This is a genomic window from Streptomyces sp. NBC_01089, assembly GCF_045162975.1.
In the GTDB taxonomy this organism is placed as follows: domain Bacteria; phylum Actinomycetota; class Actinomycetes; order Streptomycetales; family Streptomycetaceae; genus Streptomyces.
Genome location: NZ_CP108660.1, coordinates 3,347,240 through 3,364,918, shown reverse-complemented (window position 1 = coordinate 3,364,918; position 17,679 = coordinate 3,347,240). Strand labels below are relative to the sequence as shown.

The window sequence follows — 17,679 nt, the reverse complement described above, 5'->3', positions numbered from 1 at the left end:
AGTGCCCATTTTTCTCGCTGACGCGAGGGGCTCGAACCCCCGAAAGAGGGATTGACGACAAGTGCTCGACGTCAACTTCTTCGACGAGCTGCGGATTGGCCTCGCCACCGCGGACGACATCCGGACCTGGTCCCACGGCGAAGTGAAGAAGCCGGAGACCATCAACTACCGCACCCTCAAGCCCGAGAAGGACGGACTCTTCTGCGAGAAGATCTTCGGCCCCACCCGGGACTGGGAGTGCTACTGCGGCAAGTACAAGCGTGTCCGCTTCAAGGGCATCATCTGTGAGCGCTGCGGCGTCGAGGTCACTCGCGCCAAGGTGCGCCGTGAGCGGATGGGCCACATTGAGCTGGCCGCTCCCGTCACCCACATCTGGTACTTCAAGGGTGTCCCTTCGCGTCTGGGCTACCTGCTCGACCTCGCGCCGAAGGACCTCGAAAAGGTCATCTACTTCGCCGCGTACATGATCACCTTTGTGGACGAGGAGCGCCGGACGCGCGACCTGCCCTCGCTGGAGGCTCACGTCTCCGTCGAGCGCCAGCAGGTCGAGAACCGCCGCGACTCCGACCTGGAGGCCCGCGCCAAGAAGCTCGAGACCGACCTGGCCGAGCTGGAGGCCGAGGGCGCCAAGGCCGACGTGCGCCGCAAGGTGCGCGAAGGCGCCGAGCGCGAGATGAAGCAGCTGCGTGACCGTGCGCAGCGCGAGATCGACCGTCTCGACGAGGTGTGGAGCCGCTTCAAGAGCCTCAAGGTCCAGGACCTGGAGGGCGACGAGCTGCTCTACCGCGAGCTGCGTGACCGCTTCGGCACGTACTTCGACGGCTGCATGGGTGCTGCCGCCCTGCAGAAGCGCCTTGAGTCCTTCGACCTCGACGAGGAGGCCGAGCGCCTCCGCGAGATCATCCGTACCGGCAAGGGCCAGAAGAAGACCCGTGCGCTCAAGCGCCTCAAGGTCGTCTCCGCGTTCCTGCAGACCAGCAACAAGCCCAAGGGCATGGTGCTGGACTGCGTACCGGTCATCCCGCCGGACCTGCGTCCGATGGTGCAACTGGACGGTGGCCGCTTCGCGACCTCCGACCTGAACGACCTGTACCGCCGTGTGATCAACCGCAACAACCGCCTCAAGCGTCTCCTCGACCTCGGTGCCCCCGAGATCATCGTGAACAACGAGAAGCGGATGCTGCAGGAGGCCGTCGACGCGCTGTTCGACAACGGCCGCCGCGGTCGCCCGGTCACCGGTCCCGGCAACCGTCCCCTGAAGTCCCTGAGCGACATGCTCAAGGGCAAGCAGGGCCGGTTCCGTCAGAACCTCCTCGGCAAGCGTGTGGACTACTCCGCGCGTTCCGTGATCGTCGTCGGCCCGCAGCTCAAGCTGCACCAGTGCGGTCTGCCGAAGGCCATGGCGCTGGAGCTCTTCAAGCCGTTCGTGATGAAGCGCCTGGTGGACCTGAACCACGCGCAGAACATCAAGTCGGCCAAGCGCATGGTCGAGCGCGGCCGCACCGTGGTGTACGACGTCCTCGAAGAGGTCATCGCCGAGCACCCGGTGCTGCTGAACCGTGCGCCGACCCTGCACCGCCTGGGTATCCAGGCGTTCGAGCCGCAGCTGGTCGAGGGCAAGGCCATCCAGATCCACCCGCTCGTCTGCACCGCGTTCAACGCGGACTTCGACGGTGACCAGATGGCCGTCCACCTGCCGCTGTCGGCAGAGGCGCAGGCCGAGGCCCGCATCCTGATGCTGTCCTCGAACAACATCCTGAAGCCGGCCGACGGCCGTCCCGTCACCATGCCGACCCAGGACATGGTGCTCGGACTGTTCTTCCTCACGACCGACGAGGCGGAGCGCAAGGTCATCGGCGAGGGCCGGAACTTCGGTTCCGCGGCCGAGGCGATCATGGCCTTCGACAACCGCGAGCTGTCGCTGCAGGCGAAGGTCGACATCCGCTTCCCGGTGGGCACCATCCCGCCGCGTGGCTGGGTGCCGCCGGTCGCCGAGCCGGGCGAGCCCGAGTACCAGCCGGGCGACACCTTCCGGCTGCGTACGACCCTGGGCCGCGCGCTCTTCAATGAGCTGCTGCCCGAGGACTACCCGTTCGTCGACTACTCGGTGGGCAAGAAGCAGCTCTCCGAGATCGTCAACGACCTGGCCGAGCGCTACCCCAAGGTCATCGTGGCGGCGACGCTCGACAACCTGAAGGCTGCGGGCTTCCACTGGGCGACCCGTTCCGGCGTCACCGTCGCCGTTTCGGACATCGTCGTCCCGGAGGCCAAGAAGGCCATCGTCCAGGGTTACGAGGCCCAGGACGAGAAGGTCCAGAAGCAGTACGAGCGCGGTCTGATCACCAAGGACGAGCGCACGCAGGAGCTCATCGCGATCTGGACCAAGGCGACCAACGAGGTCGCCGAGGCGATGAACGCGAACTTCCCCAAGACGAACCCCATCTTCATGATGGTTGACTCGGGTGCCCGAGGAAACATGATGCAGATGCGGCAGATCGCCGGTATGCGTGGTCTGGTGTCGAACGCGAAGAACGAGACCATCCCGCGTCCCATCAAGGCGTCGTTCCGTGAGGGTCTCTCCGTACTGGAGTACTTCATCTCCACCCACGGTGCCCGTAAGGGCCTCGCGGACACCGCCCTGCGTACCGCCGACTCGGGTTACCTGACCCGTCGTCTGGTGGACGTCTCGCAGGACGTGATCATCCGCGAGGAGGACTGCGGCACCGAGCGCGGTCTGAAGCTCAAGATCGCGGTCAAGGGCGAGGACGGTGTGCTCCGCAAGACGGAGGACGTCGAGACCTCGGTCTACGCCCGCATGCTCGCCGAGGACGTCGTCATCGACGGCAAGGTCATCGCGCCGGCCAATGTCGACCTCGGCGACGTCCTGATCGACGCCCTGGTGGGCGCCGGTGTCGAGGAGGTCAAGACCCGCTCGGTCCTGACCTGTGAGTCCGCGGTCGGCACCTGTGCCTTCTGCTACGGACGCTCGCTGGCCACCGGCAAGCTGGTCGACATCGGTGAGGCGGTCGGCATCATCGCCGCCCAGTCCATCGGTGAGCCCGGCACCCAGCTGACGATGCGTACCTTCCACACCGGTGGTGTGGCCGGTGACGACATCACGCAGGGTCTGCCGCGTGTCGTCGAGCTCTTCGAGGCCCGTACGCCCAAGGGTGTCGCGCCGATCTCCGAGGCCGCGGGCTCCGTCCGCATCGAGGAGACCGAGAAGACGAAGAAGCTCGTCGTCACCCCGGACGACGGCAGCGAGGAGACGCCCTTCCCGATCTCCAAGCGGGCCCGTCTGCTCGTGGGCGAGGGCGACCGCGTCGAGGTGGGCCAGAAGCTCACCGTGGGTGCCACCAACCCGCACGACGTGCTGCGCATCCTCGGCCAGCGTGCGGTCCAGGTCCACCTGGTCGGCGAAGTCCAGAAGGTCTACAACTCGCAGGGCGTGTCGATCCACGACAAGCACATCGAGATCATCATCCGGCAGATGCTGCGCCGGGTGACGATCATCGAGTCCGGCGACGCGGAGCTGCTGCCCGGCGAGCTCGTCGAGCGCTCGAAGTTCGAGACCGAGAACCGTCGTGTGGTCACGGAAGGCGGCCACCCGGCCTCCGGCCGTCCGCAGCTGATGGGTATCACCAAGGCGTCGCTGGCCACCGAGTCGTGGCTGTCGGCGGCGTCCTTCCAGGAGACGACCAGGGTCCTGACCGACGCGGCGATCAACGCCAAGTCGGACTCCCTGATCGGCCTCAAGGAGAACGTCATCATCGGTAAGCTCATCCCGGCCGGTACGGGCCTCGCCCGCTACCGCAACATCCGGGTGGAGCCCACCGAGGAGGCCAAGGCCGCGATGTACTCGGCCGTCGGCTACGACGACATCGACTACTCGCCGTTCGGCACCGGCTCCGGCCAGGCCGTCCCGCTGGAGGACTACGACTACGGTCCGTACAACCAGTAAGGCGCATGTCTGACGAAGGGCGGTCATCCTGCGGGGTGGCCGCCCTTCGGCGTACCCGCTCCTCGGCGCCCTCCGGCGTACCCTCTTCCGTACCGGGAGCGGCCCCGTACCGGCCCGCTCTGTGCCGGCCCAGGGCGGTCTGTCCGCCCGCGTGGGCATTTGTTTTGACCGCAGCCGATGCGGTAGGTACGCTCTGACCTTGTGCCTGGGGTGTGCCCTGGCTCCTGTGCGTGTCTTCAACCGCATGACGAGCTGTAAGTGACCACCGCAATCTGTGCCCTTCCCGCCACTTCGGCGGGGGTCTGCAGTATTCGACACACCCGACCGCGTGGGTCGGAGTGGTTCCAGGTTAGTTCTACACGGCACACAGAAACCGGAGAAGTAGTGCCTACGATCCAGCAGCTGGTCCGGAAGGGCCGGCAGGACAAGGTCGAGAAGAACAAGACTCCCGCGCTCGAGGGCTCGCCCCAGCGTCGTGGTGTCTGCACCCGTGTCTTCACGACCACCCCGAAGAAGCCCAACTCGGCGCTCCGCAAGGTCGCGCGTGTTCGTCTGACCTCCGGCATTGAGGTCACGGCCTACATCCCGGGTGAGGGACACAACCTGCAGGAGCACTCCATCGTGCTCGTGCGTGGTGGCCGTGTGAAGGACCTGCCCGGTGTTCGCTACAAGATCATCCGCGGTTCGCTCGACACCCAGGGTGTCAAGAACCGCAAGCAGGCCCGCAGCCGCTACGGCGCCAAGAAGGAGAAGTAAGAATGCCTCGTAAGGGCCCCGCCCCGAAGCGCCCGGTCATCATTGACCCGGTCTATGGTTCTCCTCTTGTCACCTCGCTGATCAACAAGATCCTGCTGAACGGCAAGCGTTCCACCGCCGAGCGGATCGTGTACGGCGCCATGGAGGGCCTTCGCGAGAAGACCGGCGCCGACCCGGTCATCACGCTGAAGCGCGCTCTTGAGAACGTCAAGCCGTCTCTCGAGGTCAAGTCCCGCCGTGTCGGTGGCGCCACCTACCAGGTGCCGATCGAGGTCAAGCCCGGTCGCGCCGCCACCCTCGCGCTGCGCTGGGTCGTCGGCTACTCCCGCGCCCGTCGCGAGAAGACGATGACCGAGCGGCTCACCAACGAGCTGCTCGACGCCTCGAACGGTCTTGGCGCTGCCGTCAAGAAGCGTGAGGACACCCACAAGATGGCCGAGTCCAACAAGGCCTTCGCGCACTACCGCTGGTAGTCGCTACCCACATCGAGACCGAGAGAAGATTGAGCCTTATGGCCACCACTTCGCTTGACCTGGCCAAGGTCCGCAACATTGGGATCATGGCCCACATCGACGCGGGCAAGACGACCACCACTGAGCGGATCCTCTTCTACACCGGTGTGAGCTACAAGATCGGTGAAGTCCACGACGGCGCAGCCACGATGGACTGGATGGAGCAGGAGCAGGAGCGCGGCATCACGATCACGTCGGCCGCGACGACCTGCCACTGGCCGCTCAACGATGTCGATCACACGATCAACATCATCGACACCCCGGGTCACGTCGACTTCACCGTCGAGGTGGAGCGTTCGCTCCGCGTCCTCGACGGCGCTGTCACCGTGTTCGACGGTGTCGCGGGCGTCGAGCCGCAGTCCGAGACCGTCTGGCGTCAGGCGGACCGCTACGGCGTGCCGCGTATCTGCTTCGTCAACAAGCTGGACCGTACCGGTGCCGAGTTCCACCGCTGCGTCGACATGATCGTCGACCGCCTCGGTGCGGTGCCGCTGGTCATGCAGCTCCCGATCGGCGCCGAGGCCGACTTCAAGGGTGTCGTCGACCTCGTCACCATGAAGGCGTTCGTCTGGTCCGCCGAGGCGTCCAAGGGCGAGATGTACGACACCGTCGACATCCCGGAGACGCACATCGAGGCGGCCGACGAGTGGCGCGGCAAGCTGCTCGAAGCCGTCTCGGAGAACGACGACGAGATGATGGAGCTGTACCTGGAGGGCCAGGAGCCCACCGAGGAGCAGCTGTACGCGGCCATCCGCCGGATCACCCTTGCTTCCAAGGGCTCCGCGGACTCCGTCACCGTCACTCCCGTCTTCTGCGGTACGGCCTTCAAGAACAAGGGCGTTCAGCCCCTGCTCGACGCGGTCGTCCGCTACCTGCCGTCCCCCCTGGACGTCGAGGCCATCGAGGGCCACGACGTCAAGGACCCCGAGACCGTCGTCAAGCGCCAGCCGTCCGACGACGAGCCGTTCTCCGGTCTTGCGTTCAAGATCGCGAGCGACCCGCACCTCGGCAAGCTCACCTTCGTCCGGATTTATTCGGGCCGCCTCGAGGCCGGCACCGCGGTGCTGAACTCGGTCAAGGGCAAGAAGGAGCGCATCGGCAAGATCTACCGCATGCACGCGAACAAGCGTGAGGAGATCGCGTCGGTGGGCGCGGGCGACATCATCGCCGTCATGGGGCTGAAGCAGACCACGACCGGTGAGACGCTCTGCGACGACAAGCAGCCGGTGATCCTGGAGTCCATGGACTTCCCGGCGCCGGTCATCGAGGTCGCCATCGAGCCCAAGTCCAAGGGTGACCAGGAGAAGCTGGGCGTCGCCATCCAGCGGCTCTCGGAGGAGGACCCCTCCTTCCAGGTCCACTCCGAGGAGGAGACCGGCCAGACCATCATCGGTGGTATGGGCGAGCTTCACCTCGAGGTGCTCGTCGACCGCATGAAGCGCGAGTTCCGCGTCGAGGCGAACGTCGGCAAGCCCCAGGTCGCGTACCGCGAGACGATCCGCAAGACCGTCGACCGTATCGACTACACGCACAAGAAGCAGACTGGTGGTACCGGCCAGTTCGCGAAGGTGCAGATCGCGATGGAGCCCATCGAGGGCGGCGACGCGAGCTACGAATTCGTGAACAAGGTCACCGGTGGCCGCATCCCCCGTGAGTACATCCCCTCGGTGGACGCGGGCGCGCAGGAAGCCATGAAGTTCGGCATCCTCGCCGGTTACGAGATGGTGGGTGTCCGCATCACCCTTCTCGACGGTGGCTACCACGAGGTGGACTCCTCGGAGCTCGCCTTCAAGATCGCCGGTTCGCAGGCGTTCAAGGAGGGTGCCCGCAAGGCGTCCCCCGTGCTCCTCGAGCCGATGATGGCCGTCGAGGTCACCACGCCCGAGGACTACATGGGCGATGTCATCGGCGACCTCAACTCCCGCCGTGGCCAGATCCAGGCCATGGAGGAGCGCAGCGGCGCTCGCGTCGTGAAGGGCCTCGTGCCCCTCTCGGAGATGTTCGGCTACGTCGGAGACCTCCGCAGCAAGACCTCGGGTCGCGCAAGCTACTCGATGCAGTTCGACTCCTACGCCGAGGTTCCGCGGAACGTCGCCGAGGAGATCATCGCGAAGGCCAAGGGCGAGTAACTCTTCCGAGTCCACGCTTTAGGCTTATCACCGGAGCCACTGGGGCATTCGACGCAGAGCGCAAGCAATGCGACGGGTGCCCCGGGCCCCGGCATCCCAGCAAAGATCACCTGGCGCCGATGAAGCAAGGCGTACAGAACCACTCCAGGAGGACCCAGTGGCGAAGGCGAAGTTCGAGCGGACTAAGCCGCACGTCAACATCGGCACCATCGGTCACATTGACCACGGTAAGACGACCCTCACGGCCGCCATTACCAAGGTGCTGCATGACGCGTACCCGGACCTGAACGAGGCCTCGGCCTTCGACCAGATCGACAAGGCTCCCGAGGAGCGCCAGCGCGGTATCACGATCTCGATCGCGCACGTCGAGTACCAGACGGAGCAGCGTCACTACGCGCACGTCGACTGCCCGGGTCACGCCGACTACATCAAGAACATGATCACGGGTGCGGCGCAGATGGACGGCGCCATCCTCGTGGTCGCGGCCACCGACGGCCCGATGCCGCAGACCAAGGAGCACGTGCTCCTGGCCCGCCAGGTTGGCGTTCCGTACATCGTTGTCGCGCTGAACAAGGCCGACATGGTGGACGACGAGGAGATCCTCGAGCTCGTCGAGCTCGAGGTCCGTGAGCTCCTCTCCGAGTACGAGTTCCCGGGCGACGACCTTCCGGTCGTCAAGGTCTCGGCGCTCAAGGCGCTCGAGGGCGACAAGGAGTGGGGCAACACCGTCCTCGACCTGATGAAGGCCGTCGACGAGTCGATCCCGCAGCCCGAGCGTGACGTCGAGAAGCCGTTCCTGATGCCGATCGAGGACGTCTTCACGATCACCGGTCGTGGCACCGTCGTCACCGGTCGTATCGAGCGTGGTGTCCTCAAGGTCAACGAGACCGTTGACATCGTGGGCATCAAGCAGGAGAAGACCACCACCACGGTCACCGGCATCGAGATGTTCCGCAAGCTGCTCGACGAGGGCCAGGCCGGTGAGAACGTCGGTCTGCTCCTCCGTGGCATCAAGCGCGAGGACGTCGAGCGCGGCCAGGTCATCATCAAGCCCGGTTCGGTCACGCCGCACACCGAGTTCGAGGGCCAGGCGTACATCCTGTCGAAGGACGAGGGTGGCCGTCACACCCCCTTCTTCAACAACTACCGCCCGCAGTTCTACTTCCGTACCACGGACGTAACGGGCGTTGTGACCCTTCCCGAGGGCACCGAGATGGTCATGCCGGGGGACAACACCCTCATGACCGTGTCGCTGATCCAGCCCGTCGCCATGGAAGAGGGCCTGAAGTTCGCCATCCGTGAGGGTGGCCGGACCGTGGGCGCCGGCCAGGTCACCAAGATCCTCAAGTAATCACTTGACGGTCTGACCTGGTCGCTCACACAGAGCACCTGGTAACAGCAGAGGGCCCCCGGCCCGCCGTTCGTCGGCGGACCGGGGGCCCTTCTGTGTCGCGCGTTCCGGCGCCTGCGCCGGGTGCGGTCATACGTCCCGGAAGCTATACGTCCCGGACCGGGCGCCACAGCCAGGGGAGCGCTCCGGGGCCGAGGCCGGCCACGGTGGGGCCGGGGGAGTCCCCGGTGGTGCGGGTGGTGGTGCGGGTGGTGCCGGCTGTTCCTGTGGTGCCGGTGGTGCCGGCTGTTCCTGTGGTGCCGGTGGTGCCGGCCGTTCCTGGGGTCCCGGTGGTGCCGGGTGTCTTCGTGGTGCCGGCGCTCTCGGTCAGCAGGGCGGCTCCCGCGAGCGGTACGACGCCGTCGGTACGCCGCAGCACCTTCCCGTTCAGCAGGAGCTGGACGCGGCCCCGGTCGTCCTGGCCGAGCAGGACGGGCCCCGCGGGCCGGGCGGGGGAGCGGCCACCGGATCCGGCGCCGGTACGGGATCCGGTGCCGGCGTCGGTGCCGCCCAGGTGCACATGGGTCGTCGCGGCCGTCGCGGGCCTGCGGTAGTACACGTCCACGCCGCCGTCCGCCGCTGCGACCGCTGCGGGGACGTCCCCCGGCAGCGGCAGAAGCGGGTCCGGGTGCAGCGCCAACGGCCCGCCCGCCTCGGTCTGGGCCCAGTGGTGCACGGTGTCCCGGCCCGAGGCGAAGACATGGACGCGGCCCGACGAGTCGACCGCGGCGGAGAGGCCGTCCTGGATCTGGCCGCCGCCCAGGTCCCGCCAGGGGGACCAGCCGCCCGCGGTGGAGCGGACCCGGGTGCTGATGCCCTGGGCCGCGTTGCGTACGAAGAGGTGCACCTGCCCCGCGCGGTCCGTGGCCGCGACGGGCACGCCGACGCGGCGGCCGCGGTCCGGGTCGCTCTCCGGGTTGCCGAGCCCTGTCCACGCCGCGAACTGCCCGCCGGGCGTGCGCTGTTGGAGCAGCACTATCTCGCGCGTATTGGTCGAACCGTGCCCGGCGATCGAGGAGAACCGCAGCCCGAACAGCAGCTGCCGGCCGTCCTCGAGCGCGGCCGCGCCGAGCGTGGGGGCCAGCGGCCCGCCGCCCAGGTCGCGCGGCGGCCCCCACTGCCCGCTGCCCGGCGCCGTCTCGCGCCAGCGCACCGCGCGCAGGCCGAGCACCCCGTACCCGACGAGGCGCCCGTCCTGCCCGGCGGCCAGCACGGGGCGCGGGCCCGGATAGCGGTAGTGGGTGGAGCGGACCCAGCCCTTCTTGTTGGTCAGCGGCCGGCCGATTCCCACGTTGTAGTCGCCGCAGCCGCCCGGATTCCCGCAGTTCCAGGCTTCGTTGCCGCCGTACGGGAGCAGGTTCGCGGCCTTCTGGGCGAGCACCTTCGGCGACAGGTTCTTCGGCCAGTGGCGGTTGTAGTAGCCCCGGTAGGCGGTGGCGACGAAGGCCGGCACCTCGCCCTTGCCCTGTGTCGCCTCCGCGACCCAGCGGATCATCGCCGCCCAGCTGAATGACGCGGTGGCGGTGTGGTCCGCGTGGTCGGAGTAGCCGACCTGCTCGCTGTCCTTGCGGCGGACCGCGTTCGGACTGTGCTGGATGTCCGGGTCGGGGTCGAGGGTGTGGATCACGGTCGGGCGGTACTGCGCCATCAGGCCGGTGAGCACGTCGACCAGCTGGTCGTACGTGTACGCGTCCGTCTCCTGGAGCGGGGAACCCTCGGCCACCACGGTCCGCAGGCTGAGCCCACGGTCGGTCCAGAGGGACGGCAGGCCCAGCCGCCCGTGGGAGGTGTGCATGGCCGTGTTCAGAAAGACCAGCTCGACCCGGCGGGTGCCCCGCACCAGGGTGTTGACCTCGGCACGGCGGCCGCCGCGCAGAGTGACGACGTCCTTCCGCCACTGCGTGAACGGCGGCAGGCCCAGCTGCACCGCGTACGCCTGGCGGAGCCCCTGGTGGCGGGCCGACGAATAGGCGGGCTTGTCGGGGACGGGGCGGGGCTGACCTGCGATGACGTTGATCCCGGTGGCCTCACCCGCGGTGACGTACACACAGACCAGGGGCGTACCGGAGTCCAGCATCCGCTGGGTGTCCGGGTTCATGAAGTACATGTCGTCGTCGGGATGGGCCAGTATCTGCATGAGCCGGTCGTGCCTGGCTATGGAGATCGCCTTGCCCGGCATCGGGTCGGCGGCACTGGTGGTGCGACGCGGCGACGCGGGTACGGAGCAGGCGCTGAGCGCGGCGGACGCGGCTGCCGTACCCAGCCCGGCGAGCACGAACCGACGGGAGGGGCTGGACTCTGCGGGCACGGGGCCGGACCCTGCGGGCACGGGACCGGGCCCCTGGTACACGGGGCCGGACCCCTCGGGTATCGGCCCCTGGGGTATCGCTCCGCTCTGTACCGGCCCGCTCGGAATCCGCCCGCCAGGTATCCGCCCGCTCGGTACCGGCCCCCGCGCTCTCCACCTCTGCGACATCCCCATGTCAGGCGCTCCGTCCGTTCCCCTGCACGGGCCCTCCCGTGCTCTCCCGGACTGCTTGACGGGGTTCTCCGACCGGAGGTTGCCTCCGGGGCCGGAAGCCGTTACGGGAGGTGAGGGCGGGTGGGCATGTTCACTCGCCCGACGGCTGAGCAAGTCGGCGGCTGAGCAACTCGACGGCCGAGCAAGCCGGCGGCCGAACAACCCGACGGACTCGACGACTGAGCAAACGGATCTGCGGGAAATGGATCGGACATACCTTTCGTCATCGCCCTCGGCCCGCCCCGGCCCGCACGCCCGGCGTCTCAATAACCGGACGGAATGGCACAGGCGTTCTCGTCGGGGCGATTGTCGAGGGGAGACACTGGGGCCGACGGCCGCCCGCCGCACACGGGCGGCCGCCGACTGCGCCCGACCTGAAGGGACACCTGTGACACCGCCAACCACGAGTTCTTCGAAGGACAAGCTCGCTGCGCTGCGCGCCGAGATCGAGCACCGCAACCCGGCCCAGCCGGAGTTCCACCAGGCAGTTCACGAAGTACTGGAGAGCCTGGCGCCGGTGCTGGCCGTGCGTGAGGACTACGCGCAGGCAAGCCTGGTGGAGCGTCTCTGCGAACCCGAGCGGCAGATCATCTTCCGCGTGCCCTGGCAGGACGACCGGGGGCGCGTCCACGTCAACCGCGGCTTCCGGGTCGAGTTCAACAGCGCCCTCGGCCCCTACAAGGGCGGCCTGCGCTTCCACTCGTCGGTGAACCTGGGCATCGTGAAGTTCCTGGGCTTCGAGCAGGTCTTCAAGAACGCGCTGACCGGTCTCGGCATCGGCGGCGGCAAGGGCGGCAGCGACTTCGACCCGCACGGCCGCTCCGACTCCGAGGTCATGCGCTTCTGCCAGTCCTTCATGACGGAACTGCACCGCCACATCGGCGCGCACACCGACGTGCCCGCCGGCGACATCGGCGTCGGCGGCCGGGAGATCGGCTATCTCTTCGGCCAGTACCGCCGCATCACCAACCGCTGGGAGTCCGGCGTCCTCACCGGCAAGGGCCCCTCCTGGGGCGGCTCGGCGATCCGCCCCGAGGCGACCGGGTACGGGAACGTCTACTTCGCCGCCGAGATGCTGCGCCGCCGCGGCGAGGACGTACAGGGCCAGACCGCCGTGGTCTCCGGCTCGGGCAACGTCGCGATCTACACGATCGAGAAGCTCAAGGCACTCGGGGCCAACGCCCTGACCTGCTCGGACTCCGGTGGCTACGTCATCGACGACAAGGGCATCGACGTCGAGCTCCTCAAGCAGGTCAAGGAGGTCGAGCGCCTGCGCATCAGCGAGTACGCGGAGCGCCGCGGCGCCTCCGCCCGCTACATCAGCGGCGGCAGCGTCTGGGACGTCCCCGCCGACATCGCCCTGCCCTCGGCCACCCAGAACGAACTCGACGCCGACGCGGCGGCGACCCTCGTACGCAACGGCGTCAAGGCCGTGTCCGAGGGCGCCAACATGCCCGCCACCCTGGAGGCCGTCGACGTCCTCCACGAAGCGGGGGTCGCCTTCGGTCCCGGCAAGGCGGCCAACGCGGGCGGAGTCGCGGTCAGCGCCCTGGAGATGCAGCAGAACGCGGCCCGCGACACCTGGACACCCGGGCGCGTCGAGGACGAACTCCTGCAGATCATGCGCGACATCCACCACACCTGCTACGAGACCGCCGAGCGCTACGGCGCCCCCGGCAACTACGTGACCGGCGCCAACATCGCCGGCTTCGAACGCGTCGCGGACGCCATGCTGGCCCAGGGCGTCATCTAGAGACCCGTTATCTAGAGACCCGCTGAAACCAGAGGACTGGCCCCGCTCCGGGTGGAGCGGGGCCAGTTCGCGTGAGGCGTAGCTGAGAGCGGGGCGATCAGTCCTCGGTGAAGAGGTCGTCCGCGGTGGTGGCGGTGAGAGCCCGGTCGAGCCAGTTCAGGAGGGTGTCAGGGTCGGCGCATGTGGTGATCCGGTCGATCACCGCCTGATCGGTCTCGATGCCCCGCCGGTCCAGGATCCTGAGGACGGATTTCGCTTCGCCCTGGGCTTCGCCCCTGGCTTCCCCTTCTGCGCGGCCTTCCGCCCGCAGACGCTGGGAGGTCTCCGAGCGGAAGAAGGAGAGGTCGGCAGCCATGAGGTTCCTCCAGATCGCGGCGGCCGGGTTGTTGCCCAGGCCGAGTTCGGTGAGTTCGGCGAGAATCGTCGCGGTGTCCGGGTCGACGGTCTTGAGCGCGGGTGCCAGCGCCTTCAGTATGGCAGCCGCGTACGGCTTCTTACCGTGTGTGATCGCCGAGAACACGGCGAGCGGGACATCACGGGCCGCGACCGACGCATCGGTCACGGCCGGGACGTTGTGAGGACCCAGCACCAGGGGCCGCACGGTGAGGGACGGCCATTCCGGCGGGCCGATACGGATCGGTCCGGTCGCCCACCGTGCGGTGGACTCGTCCTGGCAGACCACCAGCAGGACCGGACCCAGGCCGTACTTGGCGTGCAGATGGGCCAGGTAGTACGCCCAACTGCTGTGTTTGGCCGGGTCTTTCCTGCCTTGAGCCTCGACAGCCAGCAGGTAGCCGCCGCCTCCGGCCGTGTCCACCCGCAACAGCGTGTCGAGGCGGCGCTCCAGTGGCTTCGTCTCGGTGAGATCGGTGGGCAGCTGGGAGACGGCTACGGCGTCGGGGAACGGGATGCCCAGTGCACCGAAGGTCCGGGTGAAGATTCCCGGGTCCTCCTGGAAGATGCGGTGCATCGCCTCGTGCGATGAATTGACCATATGCGGGACGCTAGGACGAACCTGCCCCTGGCATATGTCAAACCGGACTCGTTCACTCATTGAGGTGATGTGGGGCAACCCCCCCCCGGACCGCCCCGCCCGCCCCACCCGGTGGCCCTCGTTCGGCCGTGGGAGGGCTGGGGTACAGTCTCCGGCCGCGATTGGCGTCCGTGGTGACCCGTATGGCAGACTATCGGGGTTGCTCGGTTGAGTGCCGATGCTGCGCGCCTCCCGTCGGGAGGACTGGAAGCAAGTCCCACAGTACTCGTCGCCCCAACTGCCGTAAGGCGGCGCTGAGGCGGACGTACGGGAATCTTCCGGGAAGCGTCAGCGGGGTGCCGACCAGGCGCCCGGTGGGTGTTCGTCCCCCGGCTCGCGGTCACTGGCCCGCACCCCTTGGTTGGGAAATCCTTCGGGAGATCTTCACAGAGGGAATGCGACACGCCCGACCGCGTGGGTCGGAGGCGGATGCAGGACCCGCCGGGTCCCAGAGCGTTACGAGAGACAGGACTACTGAGTAGCCATGGCGGGACAGAAGATCCGCATCCGGCTCAAGGCCTACGACCACGAGGTCATCGACTCTTCGGCAAAGAAGATCGTCGAGACGGTGACGCGAACTGGTGCGTCGGTCGCAGGCCCGGTGCCGCTGCCCACTGAGAAGAACGTGTACTGCGTCATCAAGTCGCCGCACAAGTACAAGGACTCGCGCGAGCACTTCGAGATGCGCACGCACAAGCGCCTCATCGACATTCTCGACCCCACGCCGAAGACGGTTGACTCGCTGATGCGTCTCGACCTGCCGGCGGGCGTCGACATCGAGATCAAGCTCTGAGGTGACGCGCGAGATGACTAAGAACATCAAGGGCGTCCTGGGCGAGAAGCTCGGCATGACCCAGGTCTGGGACGAGAACAACCGGGTTGTCCCGGTGACCGTCGTCAAGGCCGGGCCGTGCGTCGTGACGCAGGTCCGTACGAATGACAGCGACGGCTACGAGTCGGTCCAGATCGCCTTCGGCGAGATCGACCCTCGCAAGGTGAACAAGCCCCTCAAGGGTCACTTCGCCAAGGCCGACGTGACTCCGCGCCGCCACCTGGTGGAGCTCCGCACCCCTGACGCCAGCGAGTACACGCTGGGCCAGGAGATCACCGCCCAGGTGTTCGAGTCCGGCATCAAGGTCGATGTCACGGGCAAGAGCAAGGGCAAGGGCTTCGCCGGTGTCATGAAGCGCCACAACTTCAAGGGTGGCAAGGCTTCCCACGGTGCCCACCGCGTGCACCGTAAGCCTGGCTCCATCGGTGGCTGTGCCACCCCGGGCCGTGTCTTCAAGGGCATGCGCATGGCGGGCCGCATGGGCAACGAGCGGGTCACCACCCAGAACCTGACCGTCCACGCCGTTGACGCGGAGAAGGGTCTGCTGCTCATCAAGGGCGCGGTCCCCGGTCCGAACGGCGGCCTCGTCCTGGTCCGTACCGCGGCCAAGGGGGCTTGAGGAACCGATGAGCACCATTGACATCCTTTCGCCGGCAGGCGACAAGGCCGGGACCGTCGAACTCCCCTCGGAGATCTTCGACGCCAAGATCAGCATTCCGCTGATCCACCAGGTCGTTGTCGCACAGCTGGCCGCGGCCCGTCAGGGCACGCACAAGACCAAGCGTCGCGGCGAAGTCCGCGGTGGCGGTAAGAAGCCTTACCGCCAGAAGGGCACCGGCCGCGCGCGCCAGGGTTCGACCCGTGCGCCGCAGTTCGCCGGCGGTGGCGTCGTCCACGGCCCGCAGCCGCGTGACTACTCGCAGCGCACCCCGAAGAAGATGAAGGTCGCCGCCCTGCGCGGTGCCCTCACCGACCGGGCGCAGAACGCTCGCGTCCACGTCGTCTCCGGCGTGGTCGAGGGCGCTGCCTCCACGAAGGCCGCGAAGTCCCTGCTGGGCAAGGTCAGCGAGCGCAAGCACGTGCTCCTGGTCGCCGAGCGCTCGGACGAGGCCGCGTGGCTGTCCGCCCGCAACCTGCCCCAGGTGCACCTCCTGGAGCCGGGCCAGCTGAACACGTACGACGTGCTCGTATCCGATGACGTGGTCTTCACCAAGGCCGCCTTCGAGTCCTTCGTGTCTGGCCCCAAGGCCACCACTGAGACCGAAGGGAGCGACGTCTGATGGCTGAGACGACCGTTACCAGCAAGACCTTCACGGACCCGCGCGACGTCCTCGTCAAGCCGGTTGTTTCCGAGAAGAGCTACGCGCTGCTCGACGAGAACAAGTACACGTTCATCGTCGCGCCGGGCTCCAACAAGACCCAGATCAAGCAGGCCGTGGAAGCGGTCTTCTCGGTCAAGGTCACCGGAGTCAACACGATCAACCGCCAGGGCAAGCGCAAGCGCACCCGCACCGGGTTCGGAAAGCGCGCTGACACCAAGCGCGCCATTGTGACCCTTGCCGAGGGCGACCGTATCGACATCTTCGGCGGCCCGGTCTCCTAACGGAGTCCGAGTCGTCCGGAATCGGACGAGGACTGAGAAATGGGTATCCGCAAGTACAAGCCGACGACCCCGGGCCGTCGTGGCTCCAGCGTCGCCGACTTTGTCGAGATCACGCGGTCCACGCCGGAGAAGTCGCTGGTTCGCCCTCTGCACAGCAAGGGCGGCCGTAACAACACCGGCCGGATCACCGTTCGCCACCAGGGTGGCGGACACAAGCGCGCCTTCCGCGTGATCGACTTCCGTCGTCACGACAAGGACGGCGTGCCGGCCAAGGTCGCGCACATCGAGTACGACCCGAACCGCACCGCGCGCATCGCGCTGCTCCACTACGCGGACGGCGAGAAGCGCTACATCCTCGCCCCGGCCAAGCTGGGCCAGGGCGACCGGGTGGAGAACGGCGCAGGTGCCGACATCAAGCCGGGCAACAACCTGCCGCTGCGCAACATCCCGGTCGGTACGACCATCCACGCCATCGAGATGCGTCCCGGTGGCGGAGCGAAGATCGCCCGTTCCGCGGGTGCTTCGGTCCAGCTGCTCGCGAAGGAAGGCGCCATGGCGCACCTTCGTATGCCGTCGGGCGAGGTCCGCCTGGTCGACATCCGCTGCCGCGCCACCATCGGCGAGGTCGGCAATGCCGAGCAGTCGAACATCAACTGGGGCAAGGCCGGCCGTATGCGCTGGAAGGGCGTCCGCCCGTCCGTCCGCGGTGTCGCGATGAACCCGGTCGACCACCCGCACGGTGGTGGTGAGGGCAAGACCTCCGGTGGTCGCCACCCGGTCAGCCCGTGGGGTCAGAAGGAGGGTCGTACTCGCTCGCCGAAGAAGGCTTCGAGCAAGTACATCGTCCGCCGCCGCAAGACGAACAAGAAGCGCTAGGAGCGGGTTTAGATGCCGCGCAGTCTCAAGAAGGGGCCTTTCGTCGACGGACACCTTGTCAAGAAGGTGGACGTACAGAACGAAGCAGGCACCAAGAACGTCATCAAGACCTGGTCCCGGCGCTCGATGATCATCCCGGACATGCTGGGACACACCATCGCGGTGCACAACGGCAAGATCCACGTCCCGGTGTTCGTCACCGAGTCGATGGTCGGCCACAAGCTCGGCGAGTTTGCGCCGACCCGCACCTTCCGCGGCCACGTCAAGGACGACCGCAAGTCGAAGCGCCGCTAAGGCGGGGTGCGAAGACTAT

14 protein-coding genes are annotated in these 17,679 nt (G+C 67.4%); 12 read left to right on the top strand and 2 right to left on the bottom strand.

Annotated features, from left to right (window positions below; genetic code table 11):
• Window positions 1-61 precede the first annotated feature (61 nt).
• The 5 genes from OG510_RS14800 (at window position 62) to tuf (ending at window position 8,709) form a co-directional block, all read left to right on the top strand.
• Window positions 62-3,961 (top strand): DNA-directed RNA polymerase subunit beta', encoded by a 3,900-nt coding sequence (locus tag OG510_RS14800; RefSeq protein ID WP_406137257.1) that lies wholly within the window; start codon window positions 62-64, stop codon window positions 3,959-3,961.
• Between the two features lie 384 nt (window positions 3,962-4,345).
• Entirely contained in the window at window positions 4,346-4,717 is a 372-nt protein-coding gene (gene rpsL / locus OG510_RS14795) for a 30S ribosomal protein S12 (protein ID WP_003948652.1), read from the top strand.
• A 2-nt stretch (window positions 4,718-4,719) separates the two neighbouring features.
• Window positions 4,720-5,190, top strand: a complete 471-nt coding sequence (gene rpsG, locus OG510_RS14790; RefSeq protein ID WP_164264073.1) for a 30S ribosomal protein S7 — start codon at window positions 4,720-4,722, stop codon at window positions 5,188-5,190.
• 38 nt (window positions 5,191-5,228) lie between these two features.
• A complete protein-coding gene (fusA, locus tag OG510_RS14785; RefSeq protein WP_164264074.1) occupies window positions 5,229-7,358 on the top strand; it encodes an elongation factor G in 2,130 nt (709 codons plus the stop codon).
• Window positions 7,359-7,515: 157 nt separating this feature from the next.
• Window positions 7,516-8,709, top strand: a complete 1,194-nt coding sequence (gene tuf / locus OG510_RS14780) for an elongation factor Tu (protein WP_406137255.1) — start codon at window positions 7,516-7,518, stop codon at window positions 8,707-8,709.
• A gap of 145 nt (window positions 8,710-8,854) precedes the next feature.
• Here the strand turns inward: tuf and OG510_RS14775 are convergent, their stop codons facing one another.
• On the bottom strand, window positions 8,855-10,927 hold the full coding sequence (locus OG510_RS14775) for a PIG-L family deacetylase (protein WP_406142398.1): 2,073 nt from the start codon (window positions 10,925-10,927) through the stop codon (window positions 8,855-8,857).
• A 730-nt stretch (window positions 10,928-11,657) separates the two neighbouring features.
• Between OG510_RS14775 and gdhA the strand changes: the two genes are divergently transcribed.
• Window positions 11,658-13,022, top strand: a complete 1,365-nt coding sequence (gene gdhA / locus OG510_RS14770; RefSeq protein ID WP_406137253.1) for an NADP-specific glutamate dehydrogenase — start codon at window positions 11,658-11,660, stop codon at window positions 13,020-13,022.
• Window positions 13,023-13,119: 97 nt separating this feature from the next.
• Here gdhA and OG510_RS14765 read toward each other — a convergent pair whose 3' ends face one another.
• Window positions 13,120-14,016 (bottom strand): hypothetical protein, encoded by an 897-nt coding sequence (locus OG510_RS14765; protein ID WP_406137251.1) that lies wholly within the window; start codon window positions 14,014-14,016, stop codon window positions 13,120-13,122.
• Between the two features lie 523 nt (window positions 14,017-14,539).
• Here OG510_RS14765 and rpsJ point away from each other — a divergent pair.
• From rpsJ to rpsS, 6 genes are read left to right on the top strand one after another with little or no spacing between them, the layout of a single operon-like run.
• Window positions 14,540-14,848, top strand: a complete 309-nt coding sequence (rpsJ, locus tag OG510_RS14760; RefSeq protein WP_003948644.1) for a 30S ribosomal protein S10 — start codon at window positions 14,540-14,542, stop codon at window positions 14,846-14,848.
• Between the two features lie 13 nt (window positions 14,849-14,861).
• Window positions 14,862-15,506 (top strand): 50S ribosomal protein L3, encoded by a 645-nt coding sequence (rplC, locus tag OG510_RS14755; protein WP_164264442.1) that lies wholly within the window; start codon window positions 14,862-14,864, stop codon window positions 15,504-15,506.
• 7 nt (window positions 15,507-15,513) lie between these two features.
• Entirely contained in the window at window positions 15,514-16,167 is a 654-nt protein-coding gene (rplD, locus tag OG510_RS14750) for a 50S ribosomal protein L4 (RefSeq protein ID WP_164264443.1), read from the top strand.
• The gene (gene rplW, locus OG510_RS14745) at window positions 16,167-16,490 is read left to right on the top strand and encodes a 50S ribosomal protein L23 (protein WP_164264444.1); all 324 of its coding nucleotides are present in this window, start codon (window positions 16,167-16,169) and stop codon (window positions 16,488-16,490) included. Before rplD ends, rplW begins: the two co-directional genes overlap by 1 nt.
• Window positions 16,491-16,529: 39 nt before the next feature.
• Complete coding sequence (gene rplB / locus OG510_RS14740; protein ID WP_164264445.1) at window positions 16,530-17,366, top strand: 50S ribosomal protein L2; 837 nt, start codon at window positions 16,530-16,532, stop codon at window positions 17,364-17,366.
• 12 nt (window positions 17,367-17,378) lie between these two features.
• Window positions 17,379-17,660, top strand: a complete 282-nt coding sequence (rpsS, locus tag OG510_RS14735) for a 30S ribosomal protein S19 (RefSeq protein ID WP_164264446.1) — start codon at window positions 17,379-17,381, stop codon at window positions 17,658-17,660.
• The last annotated feature ends 19 nt before the right edge of the window (window positions 17,661-17,679 follow it).